Raw genomic sequence first — 13,099 nt, 5'->3', positions numbered from 1 at the left:
GGCGCCGCTGGTTTACACTAGCAGTTTTAGTCCCTTATTGATTATCGAGAACTCATCATGAAAAAACTCTTCGCCCTCCTCATCGCCACCGTCATCTTGTCTGGCTGCAACACCGTCTCCGGCATCGGCCGCGATGTGCAGAAAGTCGGTCAGGTTGTCACTGGCGCCGGCGGAAAATAAACCGCGACGTGCCGGCGCCTGGCGCCGCGCGTCCTACCGAGTAGAAACAGCATGGATAAATTTACGATTTACGAAGGCCTGGTGGCGCCGCTGGACCGCGCCAACGTCGATACCGACGCGATTATCCCGAAGCAATTCTTGAAATCGATCCACCGCAGCGGCTTCGGCCCCAACCTGTTCGACGAATGGCGCTACCTCGACCATGGCGAGCCGGGCCAGGACAACAGCCGCCGCCCGCTGAATCCCGATTTCGTGCTCAACGAGCCCCGCTACCAGGGCGCCTCGATCTTGCTCACGCGCAAGAATTTCGGCTGCGGCTCCTCGCGCGAACACGCGCCGTGGGCGCTCGATCAATATGGTTTCCGCGCCATCATCGCGCCATCGTTTGCCGATATTTTCTTCAATAACTGCTACAAGAACGGCTTGCTGCCCATCGTGCTGTCGGAAAGCCAGGTCGACCACCTGATCAATGAAGTCAAGGCTTTCCCCGGCTACAAGCTGGTGGTGGACCTGGAGCAGCAGTGCGTGCGCACCAGCAACGGTTCCGTGTCGTATGCGTTCGAGATCGACGCCTTCCGCAAGTATTGCCTGATGAATGGGCTCGACGATATCGGCCTGACCCTGCGCCACGCGGACGATATCCGCGCCTTCGAAGAGCGTCATTTGAACAATCAGCCTTGGCTCGCCAACGTCATCTAATCGATAAAAATATGAAAATTGCAATTTTACCCGGCGACGGCATCGGTCCTGAAATCGTCGCGCAAGCCGTCAAGGTCCTGAATGTGCTGGGCGAATCGTTCGAGCTGGAAACGGCGCCCGTGGGCGGCGCCGGCTATGCGGCCCATGGTCACCCCTTGCCGGAAGGCACCCTGGCCCTGGCCAAGGCGGCCGATGCCGTGCTGTTCGGCGCCGTGGGCGACTACCAGTACGACAATCTGGAGCGCCAGTTCCGTCCGGAGCAGGCAATTCTGGGCTTGCGCAAGAACCTGGGCCTGTTTGCCAACCTGCGTCCGGCCATTTTGTACCCGGAACTGGCGGGCGCCTCGACCCTGAAGCCGGAAGTGGTGTCCGGCCTGGATATCCTGATCATCCGCGAATTGACGGGCGACATCTATTTCGGCCAGCCCCGCGGCGTGCGCGAGTGCCCGGACGGTCCGTTCAAGGGCCAGCGCGAAGGCTACGACACCATGCGCTACGCGGAAGGCGAGATTCGCCGCATCGCCCACGTGGCCTTCCAGGCGGCGCAAAAGCGCGACAGGCGCCTGACCAGCGTGGACAAGGCAAACGTGCTGGAAACCTTCCAGTTCTGGAAAGACATCGTCATCGACGTGCACAAGGAATACCCGGACGTGGCGCTGGATCATATGTACGTCGATAACGCGGCCATGCAGCTGGTGCGGGCGCCGAAGAAATTCGACGTCATGGTGACCGGCAATATGTTCGGCGACATCTTGTCGGACGCGGCCGCCATGCTGACGGGCTCGATCGGCATGCTGCCGTCCGCTTCGCTCGACGCCAGCAACAAGGGCCTGTACGAACCATCGCACGGTTCGGCGCCCGATATCGCGGGCAAGGGCATCGCCAATCCGCTGGCGACGATCTTGTCGGCGGCCATGATGCTGCGCTATTCGCTGAACCGCGAAGAGCAGGCGGACCGCATCGAGGGCGCCGTCAAGCGGGTGCTGGCGCAGGGCCTGCGCACGGCCGATATCCATGAAGCGGGCACGACTTTGGTCGGTACCGAGGCCATGGGTGATGCAGTTGTAAAAGCACTGGGATAAAATAGTCTAATGACGGCAGTCGCCGTCTCATCTTGAGGAATGGTAATGAAATTAGTTGGCTTGGTAGGTTGGCGCGGTATGGTCGGTTCGGTCCTGATGCAGCGCATGCAGGAAGAGGGCGATTTCGCCCACATCGAACCGGTGTTTTTCACGACCTCGAACACGGGCGGCGCGGCGCCGGCCATGGCGAAGAATGAAACCATCCTGAAGGATGCCAACAACATCGCCGAACTGTCCAAGTGCGACATCATCATTTCCTGCCAGGGCGGCGACTACACGAGCGCCGTCTTCCCGCAGCTGCGCGCTGCCGGCTGGAACGGCTACTGGATCGATGCGGCTTCGACCTTGCGCATGGAGAAAGACGCCGTCATCGTGCTCGACCCCGTCAACCTGCACGTCATCAAGGATGCACTGGGCAAGGGCGTCAAGAACTACATCGGCGGCAATTGCACCGTGTCGTGCATGATGATGGGCCTGGGCGGCCTGTTCCAGCACGACCTGATCGACTGGATGACGTCGATGACTTACCAGGCGGCATCGGGCGGCGGCGCGCAGCACATGCGCGAGCTGCTGACGCAGTTTGGCACCATCAACGCTTCCGTCAAGGCGCTGCTGGACAACCCCGCTTCCGCCATCCTGGAAATCGACCGCCAGGTGCTGGCCACCCAGCACGGCTATTCCCCGGACGAGATCAAGCAATTCGGCGCGCCGCTGGCCGGCAACCTGATCCCGTGGATCGACAAGGACCTGGGCAACGGCCAGTCCAAGGAAGAGTGGAAGGCGGGTGCGGAAACGAACAAGATCCTGGGACGCGGCATCGATTTCGGCACCAGGGAAATTCCCGTCGACGGCCTGTGCGTGCGCATCGGCGCCATGCGCTGCCATTCGCAAGCCTTGACCATCAAGCTGAAGAAAGACGTGCCGCTCGATGAAATCAACGACATCATCGCCAGCAACAACGAATGGGTGAAATTCGTGCCGAACACGCGCGAAGCGTCCGTGCGCGACCTGTCGCCGGCCGCCGTCACTGGCAGCCTGACGATCCCCGTCGGCCGCGTGCGCAAGATGAGCATGGGCGGCGAATACCTGTCCGCCTTCACCGTGGGCGACCAATTGCTGTGGGGCGCGGCCGAGCCGCTGCGCCGCATGCTGCGCATCCTGCTGGACGCGTAATGGCAATAATTTGCTGATCCAGATCAAGCCGGGGCTGTTTTCCCGGCTTTTTTTTCATCCTGAGCCTGTCAAGGCTCAACCATGCGGAGCTTGCATAGCTCTGGGCATGATGATATGTTGATACCTCTGGAAAAGTAACAGTTTTCCCATGTCAACTAAGATGCCGCCAACTATGCCTGTACACACTCGTCCCCGGGTCGCCTCCCTTGCCATTAAAACACTGAGCAGCGCTGTCGCCTGTGCGGTGTTATTGTCACCGGCGGTATCCGCAGCCGAGCTGGGCAAGATCACGGTGCTGTCCGCCGCCGGCCAGCCGCTGCGCGCCGAGGTCGAATTATCGGCCGTCAAGCCAGGCGAGGCGGCCAGCCTGCTGGCCAAGCTGGCGCCGCCGGACGCCTACCGCCAGGCCAATGTGGAATTCAATCCCGCCCTGAACGCGCTGACGTTTGCCGTGGAAAACCGCAACGGCAAGTCCTTCATCCGCATCAGCTCGGCGCAGCCCGTGGCCGAACCCATGGTGGACCTGCTGCTGGAACTGAGCAGCAAGAGCGGCCGCCAGGTGCGCGAGTATGCCTTCGTGCTCGACACGCCCGAAGCGCGCCAGACGCGCGGCGCGCAAGTGACGGCGCCAGTGGAGCCGGGCAAGGGCAAGCCCGCCGCCGATGCCGCGCAGCCGAAAAAGGCGGCAGGCGAATACAAGGTCAGGCCGGGCGACACCCTGAGCCGCATCGCCAGCGACCTGAAGCCGTCGGGCGTCTCGCTCGACATGATGCTCGTCGCCCTGTACCGCGCCAATCCCGACGCCTTCAAGGGCGAGAACATGAACCGCATGCAGGCGGGCCGCATCCTGGCCGTGCCGGGCACGGAGGCCATCCGCGCCACCGATGCGGCGGAAGCGAAGGGCGTGGTGACGGCGCATGCCGTCGATTTCGAAGCCTACCGCAACAAGCTGGCGGGGCAGGTGTCGCAAAGCAAGCCGGTCAAGGCGGCGCAGGCGGCGCATAGCACGGCCGGCAAGATCGGCGCGACCAAGGTGCAGGAAAAGCCGACGGCCGTGAGCGAGTCGCAAGACAAGCTGAAGCTGTCGAAGGCGGAACCGGCAGCCAAGTCGGCGGGCAAGAGCGCCGTTGCCAGCGAAGAAGACAAGATTGCCAAGGCCAAGCAGGTCGATGAAGCGGCCGCCCGCGTCAAAGAGCTGGAAAAGAACGTCAGCGATTTGGAAAAGCTGATGGCCGTGAAGAGCAAGGCCATGGCCGACAAGAGTGCGCCATCGCCCGCCAAGCCGGCCGAGGCTCCCGCCAGCGCATCGGCTAGTGCATCGGCCAGCGCCATTGCCAGTGCCCCGGCCGAAGCCCAGCCGCCCGTGCCGAAAGCGAAACCGGTGCCGCTGGTCAAGAAGCCATCGCCGCTGGAACCCACGTTTGCCGACAAGATCAGCGACCACCTGGGCGCCATCGGCATCGGCCTGGCCGCGCTGCTGGCCGCCGTGGCCGCGCTGGTGATCGCGCGCCGCCGCAAGGAGGCGCCGCCCGCCCAGGACGATATCGCCCCCGTGTTCGAGCCGGAAGCGCCCGTGGCGCCGCCGGCCGGCCTGGCGCCCGAAGACCAGCAGTCCGAAGCGAGCAACCACCTGTTCGGCACGGGCGCCGCCGCTGCCGGCGCGGCTGCCGCAGCGGGTGCCAGCTTGCTGGAAGGTAATGAAACCGACCCTGTCGCCGAAGCGGACGTGTATATCGCCTACGGCCGCGATGGCCAGGCGGAAGATATCCTCAAGGAAGCCTTGCGCATCCACCCCGAGCGCCATGCGGCCCGCCTGAAGCTGCTGGAAATCTATTCGGCCCGCAACGACGTGCGCGCGTTTGAAGACCAGGCCAGCGAGCTGTACAGCCTGACGCGCGGCCAGGGCGAAGAGTGGCCGCAGGCCGCTGCGCTGGGCCTGGCGCTCGATCCCACCAACCCGCTGTATGGCGATACGGAAGACGACGCCGTCGTCAGCCTCAGCAAGGGGGCCGGCGACGAGCTGCATGGCCAGAGCATGGACTTGCCCGACGACCTGGCTGCAGCGGCGCCGTCGTCCGAGCCAGCGTCCTCCGTGGCGGTCCGCGATGCGCGCGATCCCCTCGATTTCGACCTCGACAGTCTCGATTTCGAGCCCGTTTCCACCAGCGACCCTATCGTCATGCCGGGGCCGGACAGCCTGCCGCAGTCGCCCGCGCACGATGCGCACTATGACGCCAGCATGGATTTCGGCCTGGACCTGGAGCCGCCAGCCGGTCCCGTGAACGGCGTGGGCGCGGGCTTGACGCCTTTGCCCGATCCGCTGAAGGATGTGGACCTGGCCCATTTCGACCTCGACGAACCGGTGGCCCCGGCGGCGGCACCGGCGGCGCCCGTCGCGGCGGCCGAGCCTTCCGTCGACAGCCTGTTTGACGACGCGCAAACGCCAGCCGCCTTGCCGGAAGCCATACCGCCCGCGCAAGAGTTCGACCTGTCCGGCATCGACCTGGACCTCGACGATGGCAAGACGGCCGGCGTGGGCGTGGACGATCCGCTGTCGGCCATCCACATGGAAATGGATACCAAGCTGGACCTGGCGATCGCTTACCAGGAAATCGGCGACAAGGAAGGCGCGCGCGAGCTGATCGATGAAGTCATCAAGGGCGGCAGCGAAGAGCAGGTGAAGAAAGCCAATACTATGCGCGCACTACTCAGTTAGCAATACCCGCCGGCGCGGCAGGCTGCTGCGCCGGTATAATGCTTCGATGCAAAATATTACGACAGCAACGCCATTGAAGCGTATCGTCCTCGGTCTGCAGTACGACGGCACGGCCTGGCATGGATACCAGAAACAGGAAGACGGGCAGACGGTGCAGGACCAGCTGGAAAACGCGCTGGAGCAGTTTGCCCGCGTGCGCCTGGCCACCACCTGCGCCGGCCGCACGGATACGGGCGTGCATGCGCTCGAACAGGTCGTGCACTTCGATACGGAGCTGAACCGCGACGTGCACTCATGGGTGCGGGGCGTGAATGCCTTCCTGCCGAAATCCATCGCCGTACGCTGGGCCAGGGAACTCGAGGGCGATCCGACGGTCAATGATTTCTTCCACGCCCGTTTCAGCGCCCGCGCGCGCACCTATCATTATGTGTTGTACAACAACGCAACCCGTTCGCCGCTGATGGAAGGGCGTGCCGGCTTCTTTTTCCGTCCGCTGGACGTGGAACTGATGCGGCAAGCCGTGCAGCCGCTGCTGGGCTGGCACGATTTCACGGCCTTCCGCGCCGCGCAATGCCAGGCCAAGTCGCCCGTCAAGCTCATGCACGACATCCAGATCGTGCGCCGTGGCGAACTGATCGTCTTTACCATCACGGCCAACGCCTTCCTGCACCACATGGTGCGCAACCTGGTCGGCTCGCTCGTGTATGTGGGCTCGGGCCGGGAAAAGCCGGAATGGCTGGGGCAGTTGCTGGAACGCAAGGATCGTCACGCGGCGGCGCCTACCTTCATGCCGGACGGCCTGTATTTGGCGAAGATCGATTACGATTCGCAGTGGGCATTGCCGCAAGATGGCAGCAGTGCCTTGCCCTGGTTTTGATTGATATCAAGTCGAATTAAGGAACAACATGCCACGCACACGTATCAAAATCTGCGGTCTGACCCGCGTCGAAGATATCCAGGCCGTCGTGGCGGCGGGCGCCGATGCCATCGGCTTCGTGTTTTATCCGAAAAGCCCCCGCCATGTCACGCCTGAACAGGCAGCGGGCCTGATTGCGGCCATCCCGCCGTACGTGACGACGGTGGGGCTGTTCGTCAACGCCACGGTGGACGAGGTGCGGGCTACGAGGGCCGTGGCGCCCCTGTCGCTGCTGCAATTTCATGGCGACGAGACGCCCGAACACAGCGCCGCGCTGGCCGCCGCCGTGAATACGCCGTTTACGCAAGTGTTCCGCGTCAAACCCGACACACGCTTTGAAGATTTGCTAGAATACGAACAGCGCTATCGCGCCGCCAGTCCCTTGTTTGCCAGCCTCTTGCTGGATACCTATGTGGATGCGTATGGTGGCGCAGGAAAGGTATTTGATTGGTCCCTCATTCCAAAAGAACTCGCGCCTCGGGTCGTTTTAAGTGGTGGCTTGAGCGTACAAAACGCGACTGACGCAGTGGTGCGCGTGCGCCCTTACGCCGTCGACATCAGCAGTGGTGTCGAAGCGTCCAAGGGCATCAAGGACGCGTCCCGTGTCCGCGCGTTTATCGCCGCGGTGCAGGATGCCGATGCCATCATTGCCAGAGGAAACAACCATGAATGACCACACCACAGCGCCCGGCGCCGCCGCCGCATTGTTCCACGCTACCGATTATCCTTTTCCCGACGTACGGGGCCACTTCGGCCCGTATGGCGGCTCCTTCGTTGCCGAAACGCTCACGCACGCACTGGCCGAGCTGAAGGACGCCTATGCGCGCTACAGCGTTGACCCGGAGTTCCTGGAAGAATTCCGCTACGAGCTGAAACATTTCGTGGGACGCCCGTCGCCCATCTACCACGCCAAGCGCTGGTCCGAAATGGCGGGCGGCGCGCAAATCTATTTCAAGCGCGAAGACTTGAACCACACGGGCGCGCACAAGATCAATAACGTGATCGGCCAGGCCCTGCTGGCCAAGCGCATGGGCAAGCCGCGCATCATCGCCGAGACGGGCGCGGGCCAGCACGGCGTGGCCACGGCCACCATCTGCGCCCGCTTCGGCCTCGAATGCGTGGTCTACATGGGCAGCGAAGACGTCAAGCGCCAGGCGCAGAACGTGTACCGCATGAAATTGCTGGGCGCCACCGTCGTGCCAGTGGAATCCGGCTCCAAGACCTTGAAGGATGCGCTGAACGAAGCCATGCGCGACTGGGTCACGAATATCGAAAACACCTTTTATATCATCGGCACCGTGGCCGGCCCCCATCCCTACCCGATGATGGTGCGCGACTTCCAGTCCGTGATCGGCGAGGAATGCCTGGTGCAGATGCCGGAAATGACGGGCCGCCAGCCCGACTACGTGCTGGCCTGCATCGGTGGCGGCTCGAACGCCATGGGCATCTTTTACCCGTATATCGACCAGAACGATGTCAAGCTGATCGGCGTGGAAGCGGCCGGCGAAGGGCTGGAGACGGGCAAGCACTCGGCCTCGCTGACGGCCGGTTTCCCGGGCGTGCTGCACGGCAACCGCACCTATCTGCTGCAGGATGAGAACGGCCAGATCATCGAGACGCATTCCGTCTCGGCTGGCCTCGACTACCCGGGCGTGGGGCCGGAACATGCGTGGTTGAAGGATTCCGGCCGCGCCCAGTACGTGTCGATCACGGATGAGGAAGCGCTGCAGGCATTCCACGATTGCTGCCATATCGAAGGCATCATCCCGGCCCTGGAGTCGTCGCACGCGCTGGCCTACGCGGCCAAGCTGGCGGCTACCTTGCCGAAAGATAAAGTTGTACTGGCCAACCTGTCGGGCCGCGGCGACAAGGACATGCATACCGTGGCGGAACGCATGGGATTGAATTTCTCTTAACCCCAAGGCAGAGCCGGGGGCGGACCCTCAGGGACTCGGCGTCCCCGTCCGACCCCGGTATTTGCAGTTGGGTTTGAACAATATTCCATCCATTTACCGTCAAGAAAGCTCATCATGTCCCGTATCTCCGCTACCTTTGCTAACTTAAAATCCAACAACAAGACCGCCCTGGTTACCTTCATTACCGCCGGCGACCCCGGCCCCGACGCCACCGTGCCCCTGATGCATGCGCTCGTCGAGGGCGGCGCCGACGTGCTGGAGCTGGGCGTGCCGTTTTCCGACCCCATGGCCGAAGGCCCCGTCATCCAGCGCGCCTGCGAGCGGGCCCTGAAATTCAACGTCGGCATCCATGACGTATTCGGCTATGTGCGTCAGTTCCGCGAAACGAACCGGACGACGCCCGTGGTGCTGATGGGCTATGCCAATCCCATCGAGCGCATCGGCAGCGCCGCATTTATAGCTGCAGCGCAAGCGTCCGGCGCCGATGGCGCCATCGTCGTCGATTATCCGCCGGAAGAGTGCGAGGAATTCGCGGCCGCCATGCGGGCAGCGGGCCTGGACCTGATCTTCCTGCTGGCGCCCACCTCGACCGACGAGCGCATCGCGCAAGTGGCCAAGGTTGGCGGAGGCTTCAGCTATTATGTGTCGCTCAAGGGCGTCACGGGTGCGGGCAACATTGATACGGAACAGGTGGCGGAACGCCTTGCGGCCATCCGCCAGCATGTAAAATTACCTATCGGCGTGGGCTTCGGCATCCGCGATGGCGCCACGGCCAAGGCCGTTGCCAAGGTGGCCGATGCCGTCGTGATCGGCAGCCGCATCGTCCAGGAGATAGAAAATGCCCCGGCAGGGGGCGCCGTGGACGCCGTGCGCAGCTTTACGGCGGACATCCGCGCCGCACTGGACGCCTGAGCAAGCTTGCCGTTTACGCAAGATGCGTTGGCGGCAAAGTTCGACAGCCCGGCGATAAACGGCTACACTTCGGCCACTGATTTGCCTGTTATTGTGCAATAGATAAAATTTTTGGTGGCGCCCTACGGGGGTGTCGCCGTTGACCGTCTGCCGGGGGGCGTCCATCGACGCTACCCCTACAAGGGCCCAAGGAGAAAATATGAGTTGGTTGGAAAAACTGCTGCCACCGCGCATACAGCGTTCTGATGCTGGCGCGCGCAAGACCATGCCGGAAGGCCTGTGGGTCAAGTGCCCGTCGTGCGAAGCCGTGCTGTACCGTACGGACCTGGAATCGAACCTGCACGTGTGCCCGAAATGCGACCACCACATGCGCATCCGCGCCCGTGAACGCCTCGACAGCCTGCTCGACGCGGGTGGCCGCTATGAAATCGCCCAGGAAATCCTGCCCGTCGATACCCTGAAATTCAAAGACAGCAAGAAATACCCTGACCGCCTGAAGTCCGCCATGGAAGCGACGGGCGAGACGGATGCGATGGTCGTCATGGGCGGTGCCATCATGAGCCTGCCAGTGGTCGTGGCGTGCTTCGAATTCGAATTCATGGGCGGCTCCATGGGCTCCGTGGTGGGCGAGCGCTTCGTGCGCGGCGCGCAGATCGCGCTGGAACAGAAAGTGCCGTTTATTTGCATCACGGCCACCGGCGGCGCGCGCATGCAGGAAGGCTTGCTGTCGCTGATGCAGATGGCCAAGACCACGGCCATGCTGACCAAGCTGTCGGAAAAGAAATTGCCGTTCATCAGCGTGCTGACCGACCCGACCATGGGCGGCGTGTCCGCCTCGTTTGCCTTCATGGGCGACGTGGTCATTGCCGAACCGAAAGCGCTGATCGGCTTTGCCGGCCCCCGCGTGATTGAAAACACCGTGCGCGAAAAACTGCCGGAAGGCTTCCAGCGCGCCGAGTTCCTCGTCACCAAGGGCGCCGTCGACATGATCGTCGACCGCCGCAAGATGCGCGAAGAAATCGCCCGCCTGCTGGCCTTGTTGCAGAACCAGGCCGTCGAAGTACTTGCGTAATTTGATTTACCCCAAAACCTGAACTGCCGGGGTCGGACCCTCAGAATCCGACCCCAGTCTTCGGTTTGGGTCTCATGTCTTTCCCGCCCCGCGCACTCTTTTCAAGAAGTCTCCCATGCACAAGCTCCCCACCACATTGCCGGACTGGCTCGCCATGCTGGAAAACCGTCATTCGGAAACCCAGATCAACATGGGCCTGGACCGCGTGCAAGCCGTCAAGGCGCGCATGCAACTGGCGTTTACTTGCCCCGTGATCATGGTGGCGGGCACGAATGGCAAGGGTTCCACCTGCGCCATGCTGGAATCCGTGCTGTTGCGCGCCGGCTACAAAGTGGGGCTGTACATCAAGCCGCATTTTCTCGATTTCAATGAGCGCGCGCGCGTGCTGGGCGAGATGGCCAGCGATGAACAAATTGTCGCCAGCTTCCATGCCGTCGAAGCCGTGCGGGGCGATACGCCGCTCACGTATTTCGAATTCACCACCCTGGCCATCCTGCACCTGCTGTCGCAGGCCAGTCTCGACGTGGCGATCCTGGAAGTGGGCCTGGGCGGGCGCCTGGACGCCGTCAACGTGATCGATGCCGACGTGGCCATCGTCACCAGCGTCGATATCGACCACACGGATTACCTGGGCGACACGCGCGAAGCGATCGGCTTTGAAAAGGCGGGCATCTTCCGTCCGGGCAAGGCTGCCATCTGCAGCGACCCCGTGCCGCCCCAGTCGCTGATCGACCATGCCGAGGCCATCGGCGCCGACCTGTGGCTGATGGGCCGCGATTTCAACTATTCGGGCGACAAGCAGCAGTGGAACTACGGCGGGCGCGAGCAGCGCCGCAATTCGCTCGCGTATCCGAGCTTGCGTGGCGCCAACCAGATCCTCAATGCGACGGCCGTGCTGGCCGCGCTGGAAGTGCTGAAGCTGAAGCTGCCCGTGGGCGCGCAGGAAGTGCGCACGGGCCTCGTGACGGTGGAACTGCCGGGCCGCTTCCAGGTCTTGCCTGGCCGCCCCAGCGTGATCCTCGACGTGGCGCACAACCCCCATGCGGCGTCGGCGCTGAACCAGAACTTGGGCAATATGGGTTTCCACCCGTACACCTATGCCGTGTTCGGCTCCATGCTGGACAAGGATATCGATGGCGTACTGGCCGCGATGGGTGAGCACGTCGACCACTGGTGCCTGACGGGCCTGCCTTCGCCGCGCGCGGCCACGGCTTCCGAGCTGGCCGCCAAGGTGCAGATCATGCTGGAAGATAAGCCCGACAGCAGCGAACATACTGTGTCTATTTTCGATGATCCGGCACAAGCTTTTGCAAATGCAATGAGCCGGGCCGGTGAGAATGATAGAATTGTGGTCTTTGGTTCTTTCCTCACCGTTGCCGGCGTGATGAAGGCCCGAAAATCCTCACTTCACTGAAACGCACTCGACTGAAAATCACGCATGGGCTTGTTCTCGAAACTGTTTAAAAACAAGCAAGAATCCTCTGGCGAAGACAGCGGCTTTTATGTCCCTGGCGAAGCACAGTCGCCGACCCGCAAGCGCGCCGCCAACACCTCCGGTGGCGGCGGATCGCGCCGTGGCGGCAAGGAAGCGCCGGACCCGGTCTTGCCTGAAAAAAAGCGCGCACGCCGCCGTCTGGTCGGGGCCATCGCCCTGGCCCTGGGCGTCGCCGTCGGCTTGCCGATGCTGCTCGATTCCGAGCCGAAGGCGCCTTTCAACGATATCGCCATCGACATTCCCTCGAAAGACAAGGCCGCTGCGCCCGCGCCCGTGCCAGCCGTCCCGGCCCAGGCCGCGGCGAACAACGGCCTGGACCAGTCCGAGGAAATCGTCGACGCGCCCCTGCCGCCGGCGGCCAAGCCCGCGCCGGCACCCGCGCCCGTGCTGGCAGCCGTCCAGCCTGCGCCCGTCAAGCCGGCGTATGTGGAACCGAAACCCGAGCCGAAATCAGAAGCAAAACCCGAGCCCAAGCCTGTCAAGGTGGAGACCAAGCCTGAGCCGAAACACGAGCCCAAACCGGAACCGAAGCACGAGGCCAAGGTGGAGCCGAAACCGGAACCCAAGCACGAGGTGAAGCCGGAAGCCAAGCCTGAAACGAAACCTGCCAAGCCGGCGCAATCGGCCGACGATGCGGCGCGCGCCATGGCAATTCTGGAAGGCAAGCCACTGGACAAGCCGCAAGAGAAAGCCCATGACGCCGGCAGCGGCAAGTTCGTGGTGCAGGTGGCGGCGCTGGCAACGCAGGACAAGGTCGACGAATTGCAGGACAAGCTGCGCGAAGCGGGCATCAAGTCCTACACGCAGAAAGTCTCCAGCCCGGCGGGCGAGCGCATCCGCGTGCGCGTGGGGCCGTTCGGCAGCCGCGAAGACGCCGAAAAGACCCGTGCCAAGCTGCAAAAGCTGGGCCTGGGCGGCAGCCTGGTACCGGCGTGATC

Annotated in this window: 12 protein-coding genes; all 12 read left to right on the top strand. The window is 63.0% G+C overall.

Translation table 11 applies throughout. The features are described 5' to 3' along the window. Window positions 1-57 precede the first annotated feature (57 nt). The 12 genes from GCN74_RS12115 (at window position 58) to GCN74_RS12060 (ending at window position 13,097) form a co-directional block, all read left to right on the top strand. A complete protein-coding gene (locus GCN74_RS12115) occupies window positions 58-180 on the top strand; it encodes a lipoprotein (protein ID WP_010400408.1) in 123 nt (40 codons plus the stop codon). A gap of 51 nt (window positions 181-231) precedes the next feature. Next, entirely contained in the window at window positions 232-879 is a 648-nt protein-coding gene (gene leuD / locus GCN74_RS12110) for a 3-isopropylmalate dehydratase small subunit (protein WP_152256915.1), read from the top strand. 11 nt (window positions 880-890) lie between these two features. Continuing rightward, on the top strand, window positions 891-1,961 hold the full coding sequence (gene leuB / locus GCN74_RS12105) for a 3-isopropylmalate dehydrogenase (RefSeq protein WP_152256914.1): 1,071 nt from the start codon (window positions 891-893) through the stop codon (window positions 1,959-1,961). A gap of 45 nt (window positions 1,962-2,006) precedes the next feature. Further along, a complete protein-coding gene (asd, locus tag GCN74_RS12100) occupies window positions 2,007-3,134 on the top strand; it encodes an aspartate-semialdehyde dehydrogenase (RefSeq protein WP_152256913.1) in 1,128 nt (375 codons plus the stop codon). Window positions 3,135-3,384: 250 nt separating this feature from the next. Beyond that, the gene (locus GCN74_RS12095; protein ID WP_413541538.1) at window positions 3,385-5,850 is read left to right on the top strand and encodes a FimV/HubP family polar landmark protein; all 2,466 of its coding nucleotides are present in this window, start codon (window positions 3,385-3,387) and stop codon (window positions 5,848-5,850) included. A 73-nt stretch (window positions 5,851-5,923) separates the two neighbouring features. After that, entirely contained in the window at window positions 5,924-6,727 is an 804-nt protein-coding gene (gene truA, locus GCN74_RS12090) for a tRNA pseudouridine(38-40) synthase TruA (RefSeq protein ID WP_152256911.1), read from the top strand. A 28-nt stretch (window positions 6,728-6,755) separates the two neighbouring features. Then, a complete protein-coding gene (locus GCN74_RS12085; RefSeq protein WP_152256910.1) occupies window positions 6,756-7,439 on the top strand; it encodes a phosphoribosylanthranilate isomerase in 684 nt (227 codons plus the stop codon). Beyond that, on the top strand, window positions 7,432-8,682 hold the full coding sequence (gene trpB, locus GCN74_RS12080; RefSeq protein WP_152256909.1) for a tryptophan synthase subunit beta: 1,251 nt from the start codon (window positions 7,432-7,434) through the stop codon (window positions 8,680-8,682). The genes GCN74_RS12085 and trpB overlap by 8 nt, the downstream gene beginning before the upstream one ends. A gap of 114 nt (window positions 8,683-8,796) precedes the next feature. Further along, window positions 8,797-9,594 (top strand): tryptophan synthase subunit alpha, encoded by a 798-nt coding sequence (trpA, locus tag GCN74_RS12075; protein ID WP_152256908.1) that lies wholly within the window; start codon window positions 8,797-8,799, stop codon window positions 9,592-9,594. Between the two features lie 199 nt (window positions 9,595-9,793). After that, window positions 9,794-10,666 carry an acetyl-CoA carboxylase, carboxyltransferase subunit beta gene (gene accD / locus GCN74_RS12070; protein ID WP_152256907.1) on the top strand — a complete coding sequence of 291 codons (873 nt, stop codon included), beginning with the start codon at window positions 9,794-9,796 and terminating at the stop codon, window positions 10,664-10,666. Window positions 10,667-10,781: 115 nt separating this feature from the next. Continuing rightward, a complete protein-coding gene (gene folC / locus GCN74_RS12065; protein WP_152256906.1) occupies window positions 10,782-12,080 on the top strand; it encodes a bifunctional tetrahydrofolate synthase/dihydrofolate synthase in 1,299 nt (432 codons plus the stop codon). Between the two features lie 24 nt (window positions 12,081-12,104). Further along, entirely contained in the window at window positions 12,105-13,097 is a 993-nt protein-coding gene (locus GCN74_RS12060) for an SPOR domain-containing protein (RefSeq protein WP_152256905.1), read from the top strand. Window positions 13,098-13,099 lie beyond the last annotated feature (2 nt).

The organism is Janthinobacterium sp. FT14W, from assembly GCF_009208755.1.
Classification (GTDB): domain Bacteria; phylum Pseudomonadota; class Gammaproteobacteria; order Burkholderiales; family Burkholderiaceae_D; genus Janthinobacterium; species Janthinobacterium violaceinigrum.
This window is presented reverse-complemented; position numbering and strand designations above follow the sequence as displayed.